The following is a 22,784-nucleotide window of genomic DNA, read 5'->3' on the forward strand; positions in this document are numbered from 1 at the left end:
TCTATAACAAAGCAAATAAGACCAATTATTAAATAATTTCAAGGAAAAACAATGTCTACCAAGCAGGATGCACACACGGGTATATTTGAGAATCGTCCCGAAAATTTCCAGCATTTTACTGGCATTAAAATGCCCTCTTCCCAGCTCGCTGAACTTGACTGTGCCGGAAAAGATATTGCGATTATCGGTACGGATCAATTTACCGTAAGCCAGCTCAACAAGATTAGCCAGCAAGCTCACTCAGTAAAAGTTTTTCAGATTAATCCGCAATTTGTATTGCCAGGTACTGAACGTGGTTTGCAGCGGTTATTAAATCACCCCTTAATCATTAAAAATCGACGCCTATTTAATAACCGCATTAAAAGCATTTTATCATTACGTTATCTAGAAAATCAGGTACAAAATTTATGGCTCAGACGCCAGCTCATGCCAAATCTTGCAGCCGCATCCAAAGTTTATCTTAAATCAGATCACTATTATGCTGCTCTGCAACGTGAAAATTGCCAGCTGATTACCTGGCCTATTGCAAAAATTTCCGAAAATAGTATTCATTGTATTAATGGAGATGAACATCAGGTTGAGCTAATTGTGCATACTTTTCAATCAGCAAGTTAATCTGTTTTTAGCACATAAGATTAAAAATTCGGAGTGTATTTGGAAAAATTTAGCTCTGCAAAATTGAATTTTTGATTTCATTGAATAGCAAAAAAGTTTAAAAAACAATCACTACATTTTTTATTAAAATATTGAATATTTCAACAACTTATAATATTCATATTTTATTTCTATGAAAGCAGTATTTTTATTAATTTTTATCTATAAATCAGAGCCAAACTGAAGTCTGGCTCTGAATTCTTTTTAGCCAATTCGACGTTTTAGTCCTGTCATCTGTAAGACACGCGTTGAGATTTCTTCAATCGACATTTCCGAAACATTCAGGTACTTTATCCCTTCCGAAATATAGATGCCTTCAATTGCACGCAGTTCCATCTGACACTGGCTAAAGCTGGCATAACGGCTGTTGGCCTTACGTTCTGTACGAATTGCAACCAAACGTTCTGCATCAATCATCAAGCCAAAAAGCTTGTTTTTATGCGGTCTTAGCACTGCTGGCAGGCGGTTATCGTCCAGATCTTCTTCAGTTAGCGGATAGTTCGCTACACGAATTCCAAATTGCAGAGACAAATAAATTGAGGTTGGAGTCTTACCGGAACGCGATACGCCAATCAGGATCAGATCAGCCTTATCATAGTGACGCGTACGCGCACCATCATCATTGTCGAGCGCAAAATGTACGGCATCAATACGTGCCTTATAAGACTCAGAATCGGTCACCGCATGGGTCTGACCGACTAAAGTCGTAGGTTCAGTACCAAGCTCTTCTGATAATTTACTGATAAGCCCTTCAAAAACATCAAGATTTACTGCATTTGCAGTATTAATAATTTCACGCACATAGGGATCCACCAACGTATCGAAAACCAAAGGTTTTTGACCGTCTTTTTGGGCACGTTCATTGATCTCTGTGACCACATTCATGGCCGCTTCTTCAGAGCTAATATAAGGGATAATATGAATGTCAAAATCCACATGCGGAAACTGCGCTAACAGTGAGTGGCCAAGGGTTTCAGCAGTAATGGCAGTACCATCGGAAATAAAAAACACACTCCGCTGAATTTGTTTACCTTCTGACATTAAAATTCTCCTCAAACATTTGTCTTAGTACTATATAATCTTTATAGTAAACCGATCTTACATGACTGTCGCTTAGTAAAATCAAAAACCTAGAAGATTTGCTATACTCTCATGCCAAGATAGTGATTAATACTGCAAAAGTGGAGTAACAACTTTGGAAGCGCGCGTAATTGGTCTAGAAAAATTAGGGAAGCACGATGTTGAGCTTGTAGGTGGGAAAAACTCATCTCTGGGCGAAATGATCAGCCACTTATCTAATGCTGGTGTATCAGTACCAGGTGGCTTCGCAACAACAGCTGCTGCTTATCGTGAATTTCTCGAGCAAAGTGGCCTAAACGCTAAAATCAATGCAGAGCTTGCTGCACTTAACGTTGATGACGTCAATGCACTTGCTGAAACTGGTGCAAAGATTCGTCAATGGATTGTGGAAACTCCACTTACTGCTGAACTGGAAAAGGAAATTCGTGCAGCTTTTGCAGAACTTTCAAACGGCAACCCTGACATCGCGGTTGCCGTTCGCTCATCTGCGACTGCAGAAGACTTACCTGATGCTTCTTTCGCAGGTCAGCAAGAAACCTTCCTGAACATTCGTGGTATCGATAACGTTCTGATCGCGATCAAAGAAGTGTTTGCATCTTTGTACAATGACCGCGCGATCTCTTACCGTGTACACCAAAACTTTGCGCATGACGTGGTTGCTCTTTCTGCAGGCGTACAACGTATGGTTCGCTCAGAAACTGGTGCTGCTGGTGTAATGTTCACTCTAGATACTGAATCAGGCTTCCGTGATGCAGTATTCATTACAGCTTCTTATGGCTTGGGTGAAATGGTAGTTCAGGGTGCAGTAAACCCGGATGAATTCTATATTTCAAAACCGCTTCTAAATGCAGGCAAACACGCTGTACTGCGCCGTAACTTAGGTTCTAAACACCAGAAAATGATTTATGGTGAAGAAGCCGCTGCGGGTAAATCAGTTGTTGTAGTTGATGTAGAAAAAGCGGATCGTCAACAATTTGCATTGAACGATCATGAACTGCAAGAATTGGCTAAGCAAGCACTGATCATTGAAAACCACTACGGTTCTCCAATGGACATCGAGTGGGCGAAAGACGGTGATGACGGCAAAATCTACATCGTTCAGGCGCGTCCTGAAACTGTGAAGAGCCGTGAAAATGTCGGCACGATGGAACGCTACCTGTTAAAACAACGTGGTACTGTAATCTGTGAAGGCCGTTCAATCGGTCAACGTATCGGTTCTGGTAAAGTCCGCATCGTAACTTCAATTAAAGAAATGGACAAAGTACAAGACGGTGATGTACTTGTATCTGATATGACTGACCCGGATTGGGAACCAGTAATGAAACGTGCTGCTGCGATTGTAACTAACCGTGGTGGTCGTACTTGTCACGCTGCAATTATTGCACGTGAACTTGGTGTTCCAGCCATCGTAGGTTGTGGTAATGCAACCGAAGTCCTAGTTGACGGTCAGGAAGTAACTGTATCTTGTGCTGAAGGTGATACTGGTTTCATCTACGAAGGTGCATTGGATTTCGAAATCCAAACCAACTCTATCGAATCTATGCCAAAACTTCCGTTCAAAATCATGATGAATGTAGGTAACCCGGATCGTGCATTTGACTTCGCGCAAATTCCGAACGAAGGTATTGGTCTTGCTCGTCTAGAGTTCATCATCAACCGTATGATCGGTGTGCATCCTAAAGCCCTATTGAACATCGATAGTCTGCCACGTGAAACTCGTGCTGCTGTACTTGCCCGTACTGCAGGTTATGCATCTCCAATCGAATTCTATGTAGAAAAACTGGTTGAAGGTATCTCTACTCTTGCCGCTGCGTTCGCTGACAAACCAGTAATCGTACGTATGTCTGACTTCAAGTCAAACGAATACGCCAACCTGATCGGCGGTAAACTGTACGAACCTGAAGAAGAAAACCCAATGTTGGGCTTCCGTGGTGCAAGCCGTTATGTATCTGACAACTTCCGTGACTGCTTCGAACTTGAATGCCGTGCACTGAAAAAAGTTCGTGACGAAATGGGTCTGACTAACGTTCAAATCATGATCCCGTTCGTACGTACTGTTGCTGAAGCTAAACGTGTTATTGAGCTATTAGGTCAAAACGGTCTGAAACGTGGTGAAAATGGTCTTAAAGTGATCATGATGTGTGAATTGCCAACTAACGCTTTGTTAGCTGAACAGTTCCTTGAACACTTCGATGGTTTCTCTATCGGTTCAAACGACTTGACTCAATTAACACTTGGTCTGGACCGTGACTCTGGTATTGTTTCTCACTTGTTTGATGAACGTGATCCAGCAGTAAAAGCGCTTCTTTCTATGGCCATCCATGCTTGCCGTAAAGCAGGCAAATATGTAGGTATCTGTGGCCAAGGTCCTTCTGACCACCCAGATCTTGCACAATGGCTGATGGAACAAGGTATTGAATCTGTATCTCTTAACCCAGACTCAGTATTGGATACCTGGTTCTTCCTGTCTGAAGAGAAAGCTCAAAAGGCTTAATTCACTCTATAAGAAAAGACCCTTTCATAGGGTCTTTTTTTATGTTCTCAATATTACCTAGATACTGTCTTAATCACATTTATAGTTAAGCGGTTAATCATATGTTTTTTGATTTAGCTGAAATCAAATTATTTATATAAGCATAAGCTTCTTAGTGTAATGACAAACAAATACCAACAAACACCATGAGAAAAAATTGCATAATTAAATTTAAGTGAATTTTCACATCTTGATAGCAAAATCATCAATCCTTGCTACACTGTCTCAATTATGGAGGAATTTGGTGATGAACATTCTTGAAAATCCTAAACTTATCCATATATTACACTTATATTCTTTTATTTGTTTTCAGCCTGAAAATACTTAAACTCCTAGTTCAATTTTTGTCTAAATTTATATTTTTGAGATTCAGTTTATATGCAGATTTACTTGGCACGAAATAATCAACAAGCTGGCCCATATACGCTCGAGCAATTAAATCAGATGCTTGCCAACCAACAGGTACTTCTGACTGATTTGGCTTGGCATCAAGGTATGACCGAATGGAAAGCTTTAGGTGAACTCACCCAAGGGAAACTGATCTATCAGCCTGAAGGCTATGTAGCACCAGAAATGCCAGCGACACCTGCCTATCAGGCTCCACAGAACGCAAATGAGTCAAGTACAGACCATCTTCGTGCCCGCAGCTCTCAAAATGTTGCAGCAAAAAAAGAACTGGCGAGTATTCCAAGCCGTATTTTAGCCAAGATTGTGGATCTGCTTTTATGGCTGCCTGCGACGTTTATTTTGACCGCATTTTTTACTCCTGAACAGGAAACCCAATTCGCACAACTGAACCAGGAATTTATGAATGTGATGTTAAGTAGTGATGCTGACCCTGCTTTGGCACAGCAGCTACAGACTCAGATGTTTGACATGTTTTCACAGCAGGCATGGATTGCGACTGCAATTTACCTGGTGATCATGCTCGCTATTCAGGCTTTTCTGATTGCCAAATCGGGTCAAAGTATCGGTAAAAAACTGACTAAAATTAAGATCGTAGATGCTGAGACTGGTGAAAAAACCAGCTTGATGCGTGCCTTCACTATTCGCAGTGTGTTCTTTATTTTCCTGAATATTATCTTCATGCCACTCAGCACAATCATTGACTGGGCGTTCGGTTTAGGGCAAAAACGTCAAACCGTGCACGATAAACTGGCAAAAACTCAAGTCGTTAAACAATAATTAGTTATGCCATAAAATGGGATGTTTTGGCATCCCATTTTCCTACATAACTTTGAAATTACAATAAAATTCCTATAAATATTCTTGAAACCCGACCAACAAAATCAGTTTTTATTACAGTCATTTAAAGCACCTTTATATATAGCTTAGTTTGGCAATATCAGGCATAATGCCCTACAACGTAGCGGTGTATTATGATTAGAAGGGTGTTTTGTAAAAAAACGGCCTCTTTTATCATGTGACACTTTAATCGCTATCCCATATTAAATTAGGGAATGGGACTCTTCACCGAGGTTGTAAAATGAGACAAACGATTTTAGCTGTATTGTCTTTATCAACGATGGCTGCACTTTTAACAGGGTGTGGTGGTGATCTAGTACTTCTGAACTCTAAGGGTCCAGTTGCTGAAGGCCAAAGTAGCCTGATGATGACTGCGATTTACTTAATGCTATTGGTGGTAATTCCATCAATTATCATGGCATTATGGTTCGGTTGGAAATATCGCGCATCGAATAAAGACGCAGACTATAAACCTACATGGGCACACTCTACTGCGATTGAAATTGTAGTTTGGGGTATCCCTGTCATTATTATTGGTATTTTAGCTTGGTTAACTTGGTGGGGTTCCCACAAGTACGACCCATACCGCCCACTTGAGGCAGATAAAGCACCATTAACAGTTCAGGTTATTGCTGAACAGTTCAAATGGATCTTCATCTACCCAGAACAAAACATTGCGACTGTAAACGAAATTCGCTTCCCAGAGAAAACTCCGGTAAGTCTTCGTTTGACTTCTAACTTCACGATGAACTCATTCTTCATCCCTGCGTTAAGTGGTCAGATCTATGCAATGGCGGGTATGCAAACTCACCTGAACTTAATGGCAGACGAAACTAGCCCAGCTGAAGGCTACCGCGGTTTCTCTTCTAACTATTCAGGCTATGGCTTCTCACAAATGCGCTTCCGTGCACATGCTGTGACTGATGCTCAGTTTGCTGAATGGGTAGCTGCAGTTAAAGCAGGTAACGGTACTTCAGTAAATCCAGAAGCAGTTCAAAAAACTGTTTTAGACCAAGCTGAATTTGCAAGCTTGCGTGACGGTAACCGTGGTAAACACCAAATCGAAGCGATTATTGCAAAAGCTACGACTCCTGAAGAGAAGGCTGCTGCTGAAGCAATGAAGCCTTACCCAACTAAGCCACATCCAGTGACTTACTACTCTTCTGTTGAGCAAGGTTTGTTTGAATCTGTGATCAATAACTACATGAGTAACTATCACGGTGCTGATCACTCAGCGTCTTCTGTTGCTCACCAGGAAGCTGCTGCTTCTGAAGCACATGTAGATGTTGAACATGCGACTGCTTCTCAAGGAGAATAATTCATGAGCTTCTTAGGTAAGTTAGGTCCAGATGCAATTCCGTACGATCCAATCGTACTGGTAACTGTTGCAATGATGATCTTAGGTGGTATCGCAGTTGTTGCAGGTATTACCTACTTCAAAAAATGGGGCTACCTGTGGAACGAATGGTTCACATCTGTAGACCATAAAAAAATTGGTATCATGTATATCTTTGTATCAGTGATCATGCTGGTACGTGGTTTCGCCGATGCGATCATGATGCGTCTTCAGCAGTTCCTTGCAAAAGGTGGCGGCGAAGGCTACTTGCACCCAGAACACTATGACCAGATCTTCACCGCACACGGTGTGATCATGATCTTCTTCGTGGCAATGGGTCTTGTTGTTGGTTTAATGAACATCTCTGTACCGCTTCAAATCGGTGCACGTGACGTTGCATTCCCATTATTGAACTCTTTAAGCTTCTGGCTGTTCGCTGGTGCTGCGGGTCTGATGATGGTTTCACTTGCTCTAGGTGAATTCGCTGCGACTGGTTGGATGGCTTATCCTCCACTATCAGGCATTGAATACTCTCCTGGCGTCGGTGTGGATTACTACATCTGGGCACTGCAGATTTCAGGTTTGGGTACGCTATTAACGGGTGTTAACTTCTTCGTTACCATCATCAAAATGCGTGCGCCTGGCATGAAACTGATGGATATGCCAATCTTTACCTGGACATCTTTATGTACAGCAGTATTGATTATTGCGTCATTCCCAGTGTTGACTGCTACTATTGCAATGCTGTCTCTTGACCGTTACTTCGGCTTCCATTTCTTCACAAACGAGCTAGGCGGTAGCCCAATGCTTTATGTGAACTTGATTTGGACTTGGGGTCACCCTGAAGTATATATCTTGATTTTACCTGCATTCGGTATTTTCTCTGAGATTACTGCGACGTTCTCCCGTAAAACGTTGTTCGGTTATAAATCAATGGTGTATGCAACAGTTGCAATTACAGTATTGTCATTCGTTGTATGGGTTCACCACTTCTTTACCATGGGTGCAGGTGCCAACGTTAACGCGTTCTTCGGTATCATGACCATGATTATTGCGATCCCTACTGGTGTGAAAATCTTCTCTTGGTTATTCACCATGTATAAGGGCCGCATTACCTATACAACACCAATGCTTTGGACACTTGGCTTCCTTGTGACCTTCGGTATCGGTGGTATGACAGGTGTATTAATGGCAGTTCCACCAGCGGACTTCCTGGTACACAACTCATTGTTCTTGATTGCTCACTTCCATAACGTAATTATTGGTGGTGTAGTATTCGGTATGTTCGCAGGTATCATCTACTACTGGCCAAAAATGTTTGGTTGGAGACTGAATGAAACTTGGGGTAAAGCTGCATTCTGGTTCTGGTTCTTCGGTTTCTACTTTGCATTCATGCCACTTTATATCCTTGGTTTCATGGGTATGACGCGTCGTCTGAATACATTTGATAACCCAGACTGGGATCCGTATGTAAACATCGCAATGTTCGGTGCAGTTCTTGTTGCACTTGGTATTGTATGTTTCATCATGCAAATCGTTGTTGGTTTCCTACAACGCGATCAACGTCTAGATTTGACTGGCGATCCATGGGATGGTCGTACGCTTGAATGGGCTACATCTTCTCCTGCTCCGTTCTATAACTTTGCTCATCTTCCAAAGATCAATGGTATTGATACTTTCTGGATCGAGAAAGAAAACGGTGTTGCTTATGCAAAACCTACGAAGTACGAAGATATCCATATGCCGACTAACCGTGCTGCTGGTTTCATTATCGCAATGTTCATTACTGTTATGGGCTTCGCGTTAATCTGGCACATCTGGTGGTTAGTAGCGGTTACTTTCGTAGCAGCTATCATCAGCTTCATCGTGTCTTCTTTCACCAAGAAAGTGGATTACTATGTTCCTGCTGCTGAAGTTGAGCGTATTGAAGGTGAACGTTATGCGATCCTTGAAAAACACTTGAAGAAGGACTAAGACCATGGCTGAAGTACTTCATCACGATAACCACGGACACGATGAGCATCATCATCACGATGATACTGACATCACTGTCTTTGGTTTCTGGACTTACTTGATGAGTGACCTTATCCTTTTCGGTACACTCTTCATTGCATTCGCTGTTTTAAGTAGCCACGTTCCATTAGGCACTCCAAGCGCGCGTGATCTGTTTGGTGATTCATTAGGCTTCGTTTTAACTGAAACGTTTGCCCTCTTGATCTCTTCCGTAACTTTTGGTTTTGCCGTTCTAGCTGCCTACAAGAAAAACGTTAGTCAGGTTCTTACCTGGTTAGCGATCACTTGGTTATTTGGTGCTGCCTTCATCGGTATGGAACTTTATGAGTTCAATCATTTAGTTCATGCTGGTCATGGCCCTAGCACTTCTGCGTTCCTGTCTTCGTTCTTTACGCTGGTAGGTACGCACGGTATCCACGTGACTTCAGGTTTGGTATGGATGATCGTGTTAATGATTCAAATCAAGAAATATGGTTTGACTCTGCCTAACACTCGTCGTCTTGCGTGCCTAAGCTTGTTCTGGCACTTCCTTGACATCGTATGGATCTGTGTATTCAGCGTAGTTTACTTGATGGGAGTTCTATAATGAGTCATGATCATAACGCTGCTGGCGAATCACACGGTAACATGAAGCAATATACTGTTGGCTTCATCCTGTCTGTTGTCCTTACTGTAATTCCATTCGGTATGGTCATGGCAGGTGGTTTTAGCCGCGGTATCTTGATTACTGCTATTGCAATTACTGCAGTCGCTCAGATTCTTGTGCAATTAATTTACTTCTTGCACATGAACTCTTCTTCAGAGCAACGCTGGAACGTAATTGCATTTGTGTATACCATCTTAACCATCGCTATTCTTTTAGTGGGTTCTGTATGGATCATGAACTACCTACACTACAACATGATGATCTAAACTGGTTGTCATGCTGAAAAAGTATTTATTCCTGACTAAGCCAGGAATTCTCTTCGGTAACTTTGTTACCACTTTGGGTGGCTACTTCGTAGCCACTCAAGGTTCTGTAGATTTCCTTCTCCTGCTTCTTACTCTTATTGGTACTACTCTCGTAGTGGCATCAGGATGCGTGGTCAATAACGTTATTGATCAGGACATCGACCAAAAAATGCAGCGCACGCAAAATCGCGCACTTGTCAAAAAAACTATTTCTGTACCTGTTGCTCTCACCTTTGCTTTTGTACTGGGTGTGATCGGTTTTGGCATTTTATGGTTCTGGGTAAATGCATACGCTTTCCTATTCGCAGTTATTGGTTTTGTCGTATACGTTGGTTTTTACAGCTTATGGACAAAACGAACAACTATTCACCAAACACTGGTAGGCAGTATTTCTGGTGCAGCACCGCCTGTGATCGGTTATACCGCAGTTGCAAGCCAGTTTGACCTGGGTGCCCTTTTAATTTTTCTAGGGTATGCACTCTGGCAAATGCCCCATTCATGGGGAATTGCAGTCTATCGTTTTGAAGATTACAAAAATGCAGGCATTCCAATTCTGCCTGTCGCCCGTTCAATTCGACGTACCAAGATCGAATCTTTGATCTACGTGATATTGTTCGGAATTACCATGAATGCTTTATTTGTTTATGGTTATGCAAACTGGATCTATCTGGTGGTATTAAATCTGATGACGCTTTACTGGATCTATCTCAGTATTCAGGGCTTTAAAGCTGAAGATAATCAGGCATGGGCAAAACAGTATTTCATGTTCTCGGTCAAACTAATTACCGTGATCAGTATTATTTTCAGTTTTACTTCTACTGCCCCGCAGAATCCAATCATATTCTTTTAAGAAGATAGAGTTTTACTCTATCTTTTTTATTTCTCCTGCTAAATACCTAATTCCTTTCAAGCTTACTTAAAGTAACTGTGTTTCTTCTAGAAATTTCCCTCTTGTAAATTTTTTATTTGCTTCCATACCTACTTAAACATTCATCATCTGGCAAGATTTGCTTGTATTTCAGCCCCAAAACCACTAAACTTCACGCTTCGCATATTATGCGACACAACCAAGGTTGTGACTCCTTGCTTCAATTTCACTTAAATTGGGGCTGTTTAAACCGTAAGGAGCTGACAATGCGTCACTACGAAATCGTACTATTGGTACATCCAGACCAAAGCGATCAAGTTGTGGGTATGGTAGAACGTTACCTGACTCACATCAAAGAAGCTGAAGGTCAAATCCACCGTCTTGAAGACTGGGGCCGTCGTCAATTGGCTTACCCAATCAACAAGATCCACAAAGCTCACTACATTCTGATGAATGTTGAGTGTGGTCAAACTACTCTTGATGAGCTAGAAGAATTGTTCCGTTATAACGATGCAATCATTCGTAGCCTTATCATCCGTCGTGAAAACGCTATCACTGAAGAGTCACTATTGGCTAAGAGTGCTGAAGAAAAACGTGCGCGTAAAGCTCAACGTGAAGAAGCACAACAAGCTCAAGACTCTGCTGAAGCATAAGGAGAACCTAACATGGCACGTTTTTACCGTCGTCGCAAGTTCTGCCGCTTTACAGCTGAGAACGTTACGTACATCGACTACAAAGATATCGACACTTTAAAACAGTACATCACTGAAAACGGCAAGATTGTTCCTAGTCGTATTACAGGTACTAAAGCTCGTTACCAACGTCAGCTAGCACTTGCTATCAAACAAGCTCGCTACTTGTCTTTGATCCCTTACACTGACAATCATAAGTGAGGTTGAGCTGTGGATATTATCTTATTACAACGCATTAAAAACCTTGGTAAACTTGGTGATAAAGTTTCAGTTAAAGCTGGTTACGGCCGTAACTACTTGATCCCTCAAGGTAAAGCAGTTGCAGCTACTGAAGCTAACACTGCTGCTTTTGAAGCTCGTCGTGCTGAACTTGAGAAACAAGAAGCTGAAGTATTAGCTGCTGCTCAAGCACGTGCTGACCAATTGAACGAAGTAAACATCGTAATCACTGCGAAAGCTGGTGATGAAGGTAAACTGTTCGGTTCAATCGGTACTCGTGACATCGCTGACGCGTTGACAAATGCTGGTCTTACAGTTGACCGTGCTGAAGTTCGTCTTCCAAATGGCGCACTTCGCAACACTGGTGAATTCAACATCGCAATCCAATTGCACCATGATGTTGCTGCAGAAGTTCTGGTTACTATCGTAGCTGAGTAATTTCTCACCGAAAAAAGGGCATGCTTTGGCATGCTCTTTTTTTATCTCTAAAAAATATAATCTGCTCAACAGTAGAAAATTCAATTTATTCTTCGCGTTCACAAAAAATTGCACTTCGCATTTTGGATCAGACCGCGTATCATTTCATCTCGTAGTGAATAAACCTTATTCATCTCCGACAATATTTAACCATTGTATTTAAAATCAGGGATTTATATGTCACAGGCGAATGCCAGCAAAAAGGCACCTACCGCTAAACCAGAAATTGTTGCTGATACCCAACTTAAGGAGTTCCGTACTCCCCCGCACAATTTAGCGATTGAACAGGCTGTACTTGCTGCCCTTATGACTGTGGCTGAATCTTTTGAACAAGTCGGCGATGTACTTACCGAAAATGATTTTTATGCGACCCGGCATAAATATATCTTCCGTGCCATTGAACAGCTTTCTAAAGAAAACTCGCCTTATGATGCAGTACTGGTTCATGACTGGCTGATCAAGCAGAACTTACTCGATGCGGTCGGTGGTGAAGAATATTTAATGCAGCTGATGGCTGATTCGCCTTCGAGTTTCTATAACCTGGAAACCTATGCCGGCAAAATTAAAGAGTTCTCTACTTTACGTAGCATGATCAAGGTCAGCTCTGAAATTTTACAGAATGCCTATGACACTAAAGGCCGTCCGGTGAGTGAAATTCTAGATCTGGCTGAAACTAATATTTTCTCGATTGCCGAACAACATAATAACAATGCCAAGGCTCAAGGCCCAAAAGCCATTAATACCGTTGTCGCAGACGTATTCGATAAGCTAAATGAACTTTCTCAGCTTGAAGGTTCAATTACCGGTCTGACCACCGGTTTCGTGGAACTGGACAATAAAACTTCCGGTATGCAGGCTGGTGACCTGATTATTGTCGCAGCCCGTCCTTCTATGGGTAAAACCACCTTTGCCATGAACCTGGTCGAAAGCGTGCTGTTTAACAACAACCTCCCTGCACTGGTCTATTCGATGGAAATGCCAGCGGATTCAATCGCGATGCGTTTGATTTCCTCTTTCGGCCGCGTACATCAAGGTCACTTGCGTGCTGGTAAAATGGACAGCGATGAATGGTCAAAAGTGACTAGTACCATTGTGCATTTACAGGAAAAGCATCTTTATATCGATGATTCCTCTGCACTACCACCGACTGAGGTTCGTGCGCGTGCGCGTCGTATTGCCAAAATGCATGGCGGTAAGCTCGGTTGTATCATGGTCGATTATCTTCAATTGATGAAAGTACCGGGTATGGGTGATAACCGTGTAGGCGAGATCTCGGAAATTTCTCGAAGCTTAAAAGCCTTGGCCAAAGAGATGCAATGTCCAGTCATTGCCTTATCACAGTTGAACCGTTCTCTAGAAAACCGTCCCAACAAACGCCCGGTGATGTCTGACCTTCGTGAATCTGGTGCGATCGAACAGGATGCCGACTTGATCATGTTTATTTACCGTGACGAGGTTTATAACAAGGAATCGAAAGAAGCCGGCACTGCCGAGATTATTATCGGTAAACAGCGTAATGGTCCAATTGGTACCGTACGTCTGGCATTTGAAGGTCAATATACCCGTTTCAGTAACCTCTCTCCTGAGTTCTATGCCCAGTATGATGATGAAGAGTAAGTATTCAAGTTTGATCTGAGTGTAGAAAAGAGGCCGAAATGGTCTCTTTTTTATTTAGAATGCTTGCTGTGCATGAAATTATATAAATGAGCATGTCCATTTATAGTAGATAGGTCTACAATATTCACAATTTTGAAATGACCGCTTTTGTTTTCACAATCCTGTTATTTCTCTCCCTGTTTTGTGTGTTCCACACGATATTATTTTTGTCATCCCGCAGGAGTATCTAGGGTGCGCCAAGCTACAGTTTATATTGACAGTGAAGCACTGCAATATAATTTAAACCGTGTCAAACAACTTGCCCCAACCGCTAAAATCGTCAGCATGGTCAAAGCCAATGCTTACGGACATGGAATTAAAGACTGCTTAGCAGCCTTAAAAGATAGTGATGCCTTTGGTGTCGCCTGTCTGGAAGAAGCCCTGGAAATTCGTGAACTCGGCTACCAGCAACCCATTACCCTAATCGAAGGCATTTTCTCTGCAGATGAAATGCAGGTTGTGATCGATCAGAATATTGAAGTCATTGTGCATCATCAGCCACAACTGGACTGGTTACTGGCAAATAAAGAAGCCTATATTGCGAAAGGCCTAAAAGTTTGGGTAAAACTCAACAGCGGTATGAACCGTCTTGGTTTTAAAATTGATGTGATTAAAAATGTGATCAATCAATTAAAAGCAGAAGGTTTTACCTGCGTGCTGGCGATGCACTTTGCCAATGCTGATGCGGAACATCCTCTCAATGAACAGCAAATCCAGCAGTTTCTTGAAGTAAAAAATGACTGCGCACCTTTAATGGGTTCTTGCTGTAACTCAGCTGCAATCTATAAATATCCAGAATTGCATTTTGACTTTGTTCGTCCGGGCATCATGCTCTACGGCGCGACTCCATTTGCAGACAAGACTGTACATGATTTAGATCTAAAACCAGTCATGACTTTTACCTCTGAAGTGATTGCATTGAATAATATCAAACCTGGTGAACATGTCGGTTATGGTTCAACTTTTACTGCTGACAAAGACATGACCTTAGCTATTGTTTCTATCGGTTATGGTGACGGTTATCCACGTGCTTTCCCAAAACAGAACCATGTAGCGATTAATGGTCAGCAAACCCGTGTGATTGGCCGTGTGGCAATGGACATGATTGCCATTGATGCAACTGGTCTCAATCTGGAATTGGGTACTGAAGTCGAACTATGGGGCAAATCCCGTCTGGTCGATGATGTGGCTGAAGCCAATGGCACCATTGGTTATGAATTGCTTTGCCGTATGTCTGCCCGCCCGGTACGCAAACTAGTTTAAAGAAAAACTAGCCAAAAATAAAAAAGCCCAATATAAATTGGGCTTTTTTATAAAGTCAGCATTCAAGCTGATTTTTGCTCTTCATTTTCGATTAATGACAGTTCAAATAATAAAGCATCTACTTGTTCCTGGTTAAAATCATTAGGCGTAAAAACCTCAAATCCCATTTCTTGGCAGAATTGTTGAATAGAACTACGTTTAGAAATATATTTCATTGACCAGTCGCCAAAAGTACGCTGCTCAATCTCTTTGGTTTCAAATAGTTTAATATTTTTATGGCGTGGATCTTTAGACAGTCTCTCTGTCAGTAAAGCTTTTAAAACCAGACATTCCCCTTCCAGGCACTGGAAAAAATGTCCATCAGCAAAATAAAGCACCCCTGTTATTTGATTAGGATGATTAAAATCACGTGCTTCTTTAAGGATATCCGTTAAATCTTGAAGTAAGTCGGCTTTGGACGAGGTACTTTCACTGGCGTAACAAAATTGGTACATGCGGCTAACCTCTATTCTTATCTATGCAATATCGTATAGAAGTTAGCACTGTACACTAAGCAGTCAATTTTTACTAATTCTTATAAAAAATACTTATTTTTATTTCTATAAATCTTATAAGAAATAATCATTCGATGGTGTAGGTAATTCCGCCAAGCCTTTCTTTAAAGTTTCTGACCACTGTCGGCTAATATCCGTAAAATACTCATCGTCTTCAGCAATACGCTTACCTTTCGGCATCATTAAGCTGTCTTTTTTATAGACGAGTACATCTAGCGGCATACCGACAGATACATTTGAACGTAAGGTAGATGCAAAAGAAATCAGAGAACAACGTAATGCCTCATCGAGTGGCATCTCATAGGTCAAGGCACGATCCAGAATCGGCTTACCATATTTACTTTCACCAATCTGGAAATATGGTGTATCCCGTGTCGCACAAATAAAATTACCTTGCGGGTAGATATGATAAAGCTGCATTTCCTGATTTTTAATCTGGCCGCCGACCAGGAAATTACAATAGTAAGTACTTTGTTCTAAACTATCATCAGTCACATTGGCAATTACTTTTTTGAGCGTATTGCCCACTAGTTCCGCAACATCAAACATGGTGGGTAAACTCAGGATATTCGGTTCCTGTCTGAGTTCCAGCTGATTTCTGATATGTCCGATCACTGCCTGTGTTGTTGCCAGGTTTCCGGAGGCCTGGAGTACGATAACGCGTTCCCCATCTACCCCAAAGGTATATAATTTTCGAAATACCGAAATGTGATCCACACCAGCATTGGTACGTGTATCACTGATAAATAGCATACCTTGCTCTAAACGAAGGGCACAACAATACGTCATTTTTTGTCCTTATTAATGAATTAACATCCTAGTACCTGGACGATGGAATACATGGATTCCTCACCGCCTTCTTCTCTTACACCACGTACCGGTGCAACATCCCAATAGTCGCGTCCCACCGCAACATAGACATGCGCACTAGGCGTAAATAACAGGTTACTCACATCAAAACAGTACCATGCCTGTTCAATAAATACCTCAGCCCAAGCATGACTCGCCAGATGTGAGGCATTCTGTGCATAAAGATAACCTGATATATAACGTGATGGTAAACCTAAATGTTTACACATGGCGATAAAAATATGACTGTGATCCTGACAGACGCCCTGACGTGCTTCAAAAGCATCAATAGCAGCCCCCTGTACCGTAGTACTATTTGATATATAAGGAACGTGTTCGAGTACGGCTTGAGCCAAGCTGATTAAATGTTTACGAGTTAGTGCTGGAACATGCTGCTCTGCAAAATCCTTCATCTCTGCATTGCATTTTGTGGCTTCTGTCGGCTGTAAAAATAGATATGGATTTAAGGAATCATTTAAGCCCTGCTCATGCGCGAGATTTAGCTCAACGATGCCTTGTGCCATGATCATCAGGCTATGATAGGATTCACGCTGTGTACTGGTCATCCAGAGATTCTGAAAGGCATCATGCCGAATCACTTTCTGACCCGGTACACTGACATCCCAATAATGCACTTTCTGATGTTCATTGGTGGAAGGCATCATTTTGATGTACTGAATACTGTTCCTCACCTCCGCTGTGTACGTGTATTGCGTTTGGTGATTCACCATCAATTTCATACATCAGCCTCGAACAAGCGATGAATATGATCACTAAACTGGTAAAACTGCTTAAGATCAGGTGCGGCACGTAACTGTGTCCAGTATTGTTTTACACTGCCCCAACCAATCTCACAGAGTGTATCCACAATATAATCGATTTTACATAAGGTACGGGTAGTATCCTCACCGAGACGTAACTGCTGATCAAGCTGTTCCAGACATTGGCCCAGACTGAAAAACAGAAATACATCTGATGATTCTGCTTCCAGAATTTCGGCACAATCTGTCACGACATCACAGATATAACCGGCATTCTGATCGGCAGTTTTAATCAGTTTCAGTAGTTCGGAATAGGCTTTGCCTGACAATACACCACGCAATTCCTGAATATTGTCTTTTGCCACCTGAAACTGTTGGGTAAATGAAGTCGGTTGGGTACTATCCAGAACCAGCTCATTTAATGAACTGGCATCAAACGCAGGCAAACAGAAAGCATGTGCATAAGCCACAGCGGCTTCATCATCTAAAAATGGAAAATGCGAACATAAAAACTGGGTACGAGATAAATAACGGCCTAACCAAAAAATATGTTGCGCATTGGTATTTAACAAAACCATGACGTTATCCTTCTTTGGAATGTTATGAATGTAAGTTGTCGACTACCCAAGTATCTTTGATCCCGCCGCCTTGCGATGAGTTGACCACCAGTGAGCCTGCCTGCATGGCTACCCGGGTCAGACCACCTGGCACAATTTCAGTACGGTAAGGTGAGCTCAAGACAAAAGGACGCAGATCAATATGTCGTTCAGCAATACCAAAATTGCTTAAAGTCGGACTGACCGACAAATCCAAAGTTGGCTGCGCAATGTATAAATGCGGCGCAGCTAAAATCTTATCTCTGAAAATATCAATATGCTGTTGAGAGGCTTGTGGCCCAATCAGCATGCCGTAACCGCCAGAACCTTGTGCTTCCTTGACGACCAGCTGATCCAAATTTGCCAATACATAGTCCAGATCTTCCGGATTACGGCATTGGTAGGTTGGAACATTATTTAAAATCGGTTTTTCACCCAAATAAAAATGAATCATTTTATCGACATAAGGATAAATCGATTTATCATCTGCCACACCTGTACCCGGGGCATTTGCGATTACAACATTGTGCTGTAAATAGGCGGACATTAAGCCCGGAACACCTAAAGTACTGTCTGGTTTAAAGCACAGTGGATCAAGATAGGCGTCGTCGACCCTTCTATAAATAACATCAACCTGTTGACGTCCACGTATTGTTTTTACATAAACCTTCGAGTTCTCAACAAAAAGATCACGTGATGTCACTAAAGGCACATTCATCTCCCTTGCAAGGCAAGCGTGTTCATAGTATGCACTATTGAAACGACCCGGGGTCAAAACCACAATGAATGGATTATCGGTATAAGCATTTTCCGCCAGAATTTCTTTTAAGAGTTTTGGATATTGTTCAATACCGGCAATATTGGATTGCTCAAACACTTTTGGCATTAACTTCTGGCTGATCTTGCGGCATTCCAGCATATAAGACACCCCAGATGGCGTTCTCAGGTTATCTTCCAGTACATAAAATTCACCTTTGGAATCCCGGATAATATCAATCCCGCTAATCTGGCTATAGATACTGCCTTTCAAATGATGCTGGTACATATGTGGCTGATACGCTTCATGGGTGAGCACCTGAAGCTCAGGGACAATATTGGCTTTAAGAATATCCTGCTGATGATAAATATCATGCAGAAACAGGTTTAAGGCTTGAACACGCTGTGCTGAACCGAGTGCCACCATATTCCACTGTTTACGGGCAATCACCCGGGGAATTACATCGAAAGGAATAGTCCGCTCAGTGCCCTGCTCATCGCCGTATACGGTAAATGTAATACCGTCATAGAGAAAATGTTCTTTTGCCACTTCATTTAGCTGATTCAGTTCATCTAATGTATGCTGTGACAGCCATTCTTCAATTCGTTGACCTGCCTGGCTGTTCATCACCTGATGATTACGCATTTCATTAAAAAATTTCGAAGAAATCTCTTGGTATAAAAAATGCGGACTGTGCTTAATTGAAATATTGAGTGCTGTAGTATCTGTAAAATTTTTGCTTAAATCTGCTGCAGTATGATTTTCTACTGTTGTAATAGTATTTGTATCCTGGCTTTCTTTTAGCATACAAACCTCGTCATTGTAATCTATTATAATAAAATCAGAGCAATATCCATGCCATGACATCCGTTTCGAAGTCTGTATTAACCCAGCAAAGTGCCTATTCACTCAATATCATTTTTCACCAAGATGTTTACGGATTGTAGGACAATTGTTGCGCAGAATAACTTGCGAAAAAAATCCAGATTTCTTATTGTGGTAAGCTCATATTTAATTTGTTTCCACTGATTGCCAGTAAAAATACATTATGTCAGCACAAGAAAAAGAAACCTCCAATAGCCTTTACCGCCAATGGCAAATCTTGTCGCGTCTTTCTACCGGCAAATGGATGGGAACCCGTGAACTCCAGGAAATCCTGAATCGTGAAGGGATCGAGATCAGTTTGCGTACCATTCAGCGTGATCTGAACCAGATTGCCCAGCGTTTCCCGATTGAGAGCAGTAAAACCACGCCCCAGGGCTGGCGCTGGCGTTCAGATGCCCCGATTCAAAGCTTGCCGCATATGACCAGTTCGCAAGCGGTGACCTTTATGATGGTGGAAGAACATCTGAAACATTTGCTACCACCTAGTCTGATTGAAGAAATGAATCCCTGGTTTGATCTGGCTCGACGCAGCCTGTCTTCACAAAATAACGTACGACAATGGATTAACCGGGTCAGAATCGTGCCAGCTACCCAACCGCTTATTCCGCCTGTCGTTGATAAAACGGCCCAACAGGCGATTTACGAAGGCCTGTTACAGGACAAACAGCTGGAATGTGTTTATCAGGGTCGTGGTCATAATGGCGAAGAGAAAACCTATATTTTAAATCCGCTGGCATTAGTGCAAAAAGGTTCAATTATCTATCTGGTCTGTACCCGTCATGATAAATCGGATATTCAGACCTTTGCCCTGCACCGTTTTAAATCAGCAGAGGTGCTGAATTCTCGTGCCCTACACCCGGTAAATTTTGATATTGATGAATATATTGAATCTGGCGCTTTAGGATTCCGGGTCGATTTTAACCAGCCAACGGAAAATGTATTGCTTCAACTGAGCATGCCTGAATCTGATGCGCACTATTTTGAAGAAAGTCAGCTCAGCAAAGATCAAAAAATTGAAAAAATTGAAAATGGCATAGCCCTGATTAGCGCAACTGTGCCTTTTACCTCACAACTGGTTTGGTGGTTACGAAGTTTTGGCAATAAAATCAAAAATATCGAACCAAAAATAGTGGCAGATGCTGTTTACCAAGTAGAGGAAATTGATTTAACTTCTTCTAAAGAATAAAAAAGTCCCCATTTTGGGGACCTGATCAATTTATCATTTTATTTTTATTATTGCTCTGGTGATCTGTTACTGAGCCAGTCTGCTTTCCTCTTGCCCCAGAAAACAGACTGGATGTGTCACATTAGAAATTAAAGAGTCCGGCAACATGAGCAAGCCAGCTCTGCATTATTAAAACGGATCGATTTTTTTGTCATAATTTACACTCCTACTGTGGGGATAAAAATCACTATAGAGCGCTTAAGCCTATTTTTGAAATAAAAAGATAGAGCGCTTAAGCCTGTTTTTGAAATAAAAAGAATGCATGCCTTTTGCACAATTTTTCCATAGAAGATTATTTGGAAAATTTATTATCTATCTAGAAGATAAGTATGGCGGCCATTAAAAGACTTTCAGCAAGTTTATAAAATTAAAAAACAATTCTATGCTTGTATAAGCCAGGAAGCTCTGCACATTATTAAACGCTATCGTAGTGGAAATAGGGATTTAATTTCATAATGGCTAACCCTGCGCAATTAGTACGACACAAATTACTTAATACTTTCTTTTCACGGCATTCAGTCTGGTTTGCCTGCATCACCATCGCCGTTATTTTTACGATTTTTCATATCGGTTATGAGCCGCGCTATATTTATTATTTTATGCCGGCAACCTTAGTGAATACACTATGGATCGTTAGTATTCTGCTGAGCCTGCTAGGCCTATATGACGTCTTGCAGAACAGACATTCAATCTTAAAAAATTATCCGATTATGGGCCACTTCCGTTTTATCTTTGAAGAATTCCGCCCCGAAATTCGTCAGTATTTTATCGAAGCAGATCGGGATGCTTTGCCATTTTCACGTATGCAGCGTAGTCTGGTGTATCAACGGGCCAAAAATGAAAATTCAGATAAGCCCTTCGGCTCAATCATGAATGTCTATGAAGAAAACTATAAGTTTATTAGCCATTCCCTCACCCCTTGCCGACCTGCTGATCCAGAAACCTTTCGCATTCTGATCGGCAATGAACAATGTACCCAGCCTTATTCTGCTTCCATTTTGAATATCTCGGCTATGAGTTTCGGGAGTTTAAGTGCCAATGCGGTTCGGGCTTTAAATCTTGGTGCGCAAAAAGGCAAATTCTTTCATGATACCGGTGAAGGTAGTATCAGCCCTTATCATCTGGAACATGGCGGTGACATTGTCTGGGAAATTGGTAGCGGCTATTTTGGCTGCCGGACCTTAGAAGGTCAGTTTGATCCGGTAAAATTTGCAGAAAAAGCTAAGCTACCTCAGGTAAAGATGATTGAAATCAAGCTTTCACAAGGCGCCAAGCCTGGGCATGGTGGCATTTTACCTAAAGCCAAGATTTCAGAAGAAATTGCACAGATTCGCGGGATTAGCCGTGAACATGACTGTGTCTCACCTTCTGGACATCCGGCGTTTAAAACCCCGATTGAAATGATGAATTTCATTCAACAACTACGTGAGCTTTCTGAAGGTAAGCCAGTCGGATTCAAGCTTTGTCTGGGTCAACCTTGGCAATTTATGAGTATGGTGAAAGCCATGCTACATACCAAAATTTATCCTGATTTTATTGTGGTAGATGGATCTGAGGGCGGTACCGGTGCTGCACCAATTGAATTGATTGACTATATGGGTACTCCTTTAAGAGAAGGTCTTTTGTTTGTGCACAATACCTTGGTCGGTGCAGGATTGAGAGACAAGATTAAAATTGGTGCAAGCGGGAAAATTATCAGTGCCTTTGATATTGCTAGTACCATGGCACTTGGAGCTGACTGGGTTAATTCAGCGCGCGGATTCATGTTTGCAGTCGGATGTATTCAGGCTCAAAGTTGTCATACCAATCAATGCCCTGTGGGAGTCACTACTCAGGATAAAGAGCGTCAAAAAGCCCTGCATGTCCCGACTAAGGCCGAGCGAGTATTTTATTTCCATAAAAATACAATGCATGCCCTGTCTGAGCTAATCGCTTCAGCAGGTTTAAAACATCCTTCTGCTATTAAACCGCATCATCTGGCACAGCGAATCAGCAATCATGAAATCAAGAACTTTGCCCAGATTCATTTCTGGCTTAAAGAAGGTGAATTATTACATTGCGAAAATAAAGATGAGGAAAATTTCTATTTCCGTATGTGGAATATGGCCAAATTGGAAAGTTTTTAGACTTAGAATAAGTGAAATTTAATCGAGTTAGAAAAGAAAAAGGC

At 41.7% G+C, this 22,784-nt stretch carries 21 protein-coding genes; 15 read left to right on the top strand and 6 right to left on the bottom strand.

Annotated elements, in window-relative coordinates; translation table 11 throughout:
• Positions 1 to 51: 51 nt before the first annotated feature.
• Positions 52 to 615, top strand: a complete 564-nt coding sequence (locus FTU00_RS08815; protein ID WP_180017546.1) for a flavoprotein — start codon at positions 52 to 54, stop codon at positions 613 to 615.
• Positions 616 to 858: 243 nt separating this feature from the next.
• Here the strand turns inward: FTU00_RS08815 and FTU00_RS08820 are convergent, their stop codons facing one another.
• On the bottom strand, positions 859 to 1,695 hold the full coding sequence (locus tag FTU00_RS08820; protein ID WP_166134959.1) for a pyruvate, water dikinase regulatory protein: 837 nt from the start codon (positions 1,693 to 1,695) through the stop codon (positions 859 to 861).
• 154 nt (positions 1,696 to 1,849) lie between these two features.
• On the opposite strand from FTU00_RS08820, the gene ppsA reads away from it, so the two are divergent.
• The 12 genes from ppsA to alr all read left to right on the top strand — a co-directional run bounded on the left by ppsA (position 1,850) and on the right by alr (position 14,987).
• Positions 1,850 to 4,228 carry a phosphoenolpyruvate synthase gene (gene ppsA / locus FTU00_RS08825; RefSeq protein WP_004783865.1) on the top strand — a complete coding sequence of 793 codons (2,379 nt, stop codon included), beginning with the start codon at positions 1,850 to 1,852 and terminating at the stop codon, positions 4,226 to 4,228.
• Positions 4,229 to 4,645: 417 nt separating this feature from the next.
• Positions 4,646 to 5,452 (top strand): RDD family protein, encoded by an 807-nt coding sequence (locus FTU00_RS08830; RefSeq protein ID WP_180179556.1) that lies wholly within the window; start codon positions 4,646 to 4,648, stop codon positions 5,450 to 5,452.
• 301 nt (positions 5,453 to 5,753) lie between these two features.
• A complete protein-coding gene (gene cyoA, locus FTU00_RS08835) occupies positions 5,754 to 6,830 on the top strand; it encodes a ubiquinol oxidase subunit II (protein WP_005236020.1) in 1,077 nt (358 codons plus the stop codon).
• Positions 6,831 to 6,833: 3 nt separating this feature from the next.
• On the top strand, positions 6,834 to 8,822 hold the full coding sequence (gene cyoB / locus FTU00_RS08840; RefSeq protein WP_180053418.1) for a cytochrome o ubiquinol oxidase subunit I: 1,989 nt from the start codon (positions 6,834 to 6,836) through the stop codon (positions 8,820 to 8,822).
• A 4-nt stretch (positions 8,823 to 8,826) separates the two neighbouring features.
• On the top strand, positions 8,827 to 9,447 hold the full coding sequence (gene cyoC / locus FTU00_RS08845; protein WP_166134969.1) for a cytochrome o ubiquinol oxidase subunit III: 621 nt from the start codon (positions 8,827 to 8,829) through the stop codon (positions 9,445 to 9,447).
• Complete coding sequence (locus tag FTU00_RS08850) at positions 9,444 to 9,773, top strand: cytochrome o ubiquinol oxidase subunit IV (protein ID WP_171064814.1); 330 nt, start codon at positions 9,444 to 9,446, stop codon at positions 9,771 to 9,773. Before cyoC ends, FTU00_RS08850 begins: the two co-directional genes overlap by 4 nt.
• Before the next feature lie 10 nt (positions 9,774 to 9,783).
• The gene (cyoE, locus tag FTU00_RS08855) at positions 9,784 to 10,662 is read left to right on the top strand and encodes a heme o synthase (RefSeq protein ID WP_179992465.1); all 879 of its coding nucleotides are present in this window, start codon (positions 9,784 to 9,786) and stop codon (positions 10,660 to 10,662) included.
• Positions 10,663 to 10,946: 284 nt separating this feature from the next.
• The gene (gene rpsF, locus FTU00_RS08860) at positions 10,947 to 11,333 is read left to right on the top strand and encodes a 30S ribosomal protein S6 (protein ID WP_004696436.1); all 387 of its coding nucleotides are present in this window, start codon (positions 10,947 to 10,949) and stop codon (positions 11,331 to 11,333) included.
• Positions 11,334 to 11,345: 12 nt separating this feature from the next.
• Complete coding sequence (rpsR, locus tag FTU00_RS08865) at positions 11,346 to 11,573, top strand: 30S ribosomal protein S18 (protein WP_004278792.1); 228 nt, start codon at positions 11,346 to 11,348, stop codon at positions 11,571 to 11,573.
• Between the two features lie 9 nt (positions 11,574 to 11,582).
• The gene (gene rplI / locus FTU00_RS08870; RefSeq protein WP_004783880.1) at positions 11,583 to 12,029 is read left to right on the top strand and encodes a 50S ribosomal protein L9; all 447 of its coding nucleotides are present in this window, start codon (positions 11,583 to 11,585) and stop codon (positions 12,027 to 12,029) included.
• A gap of 216 nt (positions 12,030 to 12,245) precedes the next feature.
• Positions 12,246 to 13,685, top strand: a complete 1,440-nt coding sequence (gene dnaB, locus FTU00_RS08875; protein ID WP_004783882.1) for a replicative DNA helicase — start codon at positions 12,246 to 12,248, stop codon at positions 13,683 to 13,685.
• A 231-nt stretch (positions 13,686 to 13,916) separates the two neighbouring features.
• Complete coding sequence (gene alr / locus FTU00_RS08880; RefSeq protein ID WP_180179557.1) at positions 13,917 to 14,987, top strand: alanine racemase; 1,071 nt, start codon at positions 13,917 to 13,919, stop codon at positions 14,985 to 14,987.
• Between the two features lie 62 nt (positions 14,988 to 15,049).
• On the opposite strand, the gene FTU00_RS08885 is transcribed toward alr, so the two are convergent.
• The 5 genes from FTU00_RS08885 to FTU00_RS08905 all read right to left on the bottom strand — a co-directional run bounded on the left by FTU00_RS08885 (position 15,050) and on the right by FTU00_RS08905 (position 19,311).
• Entirely contained in the window at positions 15,050 to 15,481 is a 432-nt protein-coding gene (locus FTU00_RS08885; RefSeq protein WP_180053416.1) for a BLUF domain-containing protein, read from the bottom strand.
• A 114-nt stretch (positions 15,482 to 15,595) separates the two neighbouring features.
• Complete coding sequence (locus FTU00_RS08890; protein WP_180002230.1) at positions 15,596 to 16,330, bottom strand: proteasome-type protease; 735 nt, start codon at positions 16,328 to 16,330, stop codon at positions 15,596 to 15,598.
• Positions 16,331 to 16,350: 20 nt separating this feature from the next.
• Positions 16,351 to 17,130 (bottom strand): transglutaminase family protein, encoded by a 780-nt coding sequence (locus tag FTU00_RS08895; protein ID WP_180179558.1) that lies wholly within the window; start codon positions 17,128 to 17,130, stop codon positions 16,351 to 16,353.
• On the bottom strand, positions 17,127 to 17,729 hold the full coding sequence (locus FTU00_RS08900; RefSeq protein ID WP_004783892.1) for an alpha-E domain-containing protein: 603 nt from the start codon (positions 17,727 to 17,729) through the stop codon (positions 17,127 to 17,129). Before FTU00_RS08900 ends, FTU00_RS08895 begins: the two co-directional genes overlap by 4 nt.
• Positions 17,730 to 17,751: 22 nt before the next feature.
• A complete protein-coding gene (locus FTU00_RS08905; RefSeq protein WP_180179559.1) occupies positions 17,752 to 19,311 on the bottom strand; it encodes a circularly permuted type 2 ATP-grasp protein in 1,560 nt (519 codons plus the stop codon).
• Positions 19,312 to 19,552: 241 nt separating this feature from the next.
• On the opposite strand from FTU00_RS08905, the gene FTU00_RS08910 reads away from it, so the two are divergent.
• Both FTU00_RS08910 and FTU00_RS08915 read left to right on the top strand, forming a co-directional pair.
• Positions 19,553 to 20,575, top strand: a complete 1,023-nt coding sequence (locus FTU00_RS08910) for a YafY family protein (protein ID WP_180002227.1) — start codon at positions 19,553 to 19,555, stop codon at positions 20,573 to 20,575.
• Positions 20,576 to 21,069: 494 nt separating this feature from the next.
• The gene (locus tag FTU00_RS08915; protein WP_004783900.1) at positions 21,070 to 22,740 is read left to right on the top strand and encodes an FMN-binding glutamate synthase family protein; all 1,671 of its coding nucleotides are present in this window, start codon (positions 21,070 to 21,072) and stop codon (positions 22,738 to 22,740) included.
• Positions 22,741 to 22,784: the final 44 nt, after the last annotated feature.

Source organism: Acinetobacter sp. YH12041, assembly GCF_013419975.1.
Classification (GTDB): Bacteria; Pseudomonadota; Gammaproteobacteria; order Pseudomonadales; family Moraxellaceae; genus Acinetobacter.

Excerpts from the sequence above, each read along its gene's own strand:
- FTU00_RS08815 (WP_180017546.1), top strand. The coding sequence starts at position 52 with ATGTCTACCAAGCAGGATGCACACACGGGTATATTTGAGAATCGTCCC.
- FTU00_RS08820 (WP_166134959.1), bottom strand. The coding sequence starts at position 1,695 with ATGTCAGAAGGTAAACAAATTCAGCGGAGTGTGTTTTTTATTTCCGAT.
- FTU00_RS08830 (WP_180179556.1), top strand. The coding sequence starts at position 4,646 with ATGCAGATTTACTTGGCACGAAATAATCAACAAGCTGGCCCATATACG.
- cyoA (WP_005236020.1), top strand. The coding sequence starts at position 5,754 with ATGAGACAAACGATTTTAGCTGTATTGTCTTTATCAACGATGGCTGCA.
- cyoB (WP_180053418.1), top strand. The coding sequence starts at position 6,834 with ATGAGCTTCTTAGGTAAGTTAGGTCCAGATGCAATTCCGTACGATCCA.
- cyoC (WP_166134969.1), top strand. The coding sequence starts at position 8,827 with ATGGCTGAAGTACTTCATCACGATAACCACGGACACGATGAGCATCAT.
- cyoE (WP_179992465.1), top strand. The coding sequence starts at position 9,784 with ATGCTGAAAAAGTATTTATTCCTGACTAAGCCAGGAATTCTCTTCGGT.
- rpsF (WP_004696436.1), top strand. The coding sequence starts at position 10,947 with ATGCGTCACTACGAAATCGTACTATTGGTACATCCAGACCAAAGCGAT.
- rpsR (WP_004278792.1), top strand. The coding sequence starts at position 11,346 with ATGGCACGTTTTTACCGTCGTCGCAAGTTCTGCCGCTTTACAGCTGAG.
- dnaB (WP_004783882.1), top strand. The coding sequence starts at position 12,246 with ATGTCACAGGCGAATGCCAGCAAAAAGGCACCTACCGCTAAACCAGAA.
- FTU00_RS08885 (WP_180053416.1), bottom strand. The coding sequence starts at position 15,481 with ATGTACCAATTTTGTTACGCCAGTGAAAGTACCTCGTCCAAAGCCGAC.
- FTU00_RS08890 (WP_180002230.1), bottom strand. The coding sequence starts at position 16,330 with ATGACGTATTGTTGTGCCCTTCGTTTAGAGCAAGGTATGCTATTTATC.
- FTU00_RS08895 (WP_180179558.1), bottom strand. The coding sequence starts at position 17,130 with ATGAAATTGATGGTGAATCACCAAACGCAATACACGTACACAGCGGAG.
- FTU00_RS08900 (WP_004783892.1), bottom strand. The coding sequence starts at position 17,729 with ATGGTTTTGTTAAATACCAATGCGCAACATATTTTTTGGTTAGGCCGT.
- FTU00_RS08905 (WP_180179559.1), bottom strand. The coding sequence starts at position 19,311 with ATGCTAAAAGAAAGCCAGGATACAAATACTATTACAACAGTAGAAAAT.
- FTU00_RS08910 (WP_180002227.1), top strand. The coding sequence starts at position 19,553 with ATGTCAGCACAAGAAAAAGAAACCTCCAATAGCCTTTACCGCCAATGG.
- FTU00_RS08915 (WP_004783900.1), top strand. The coding sequence starts at position 21,070 with ATGGCTAACCCTGCGCAATTAGTACGACACAAATTACTTAATACTTTC.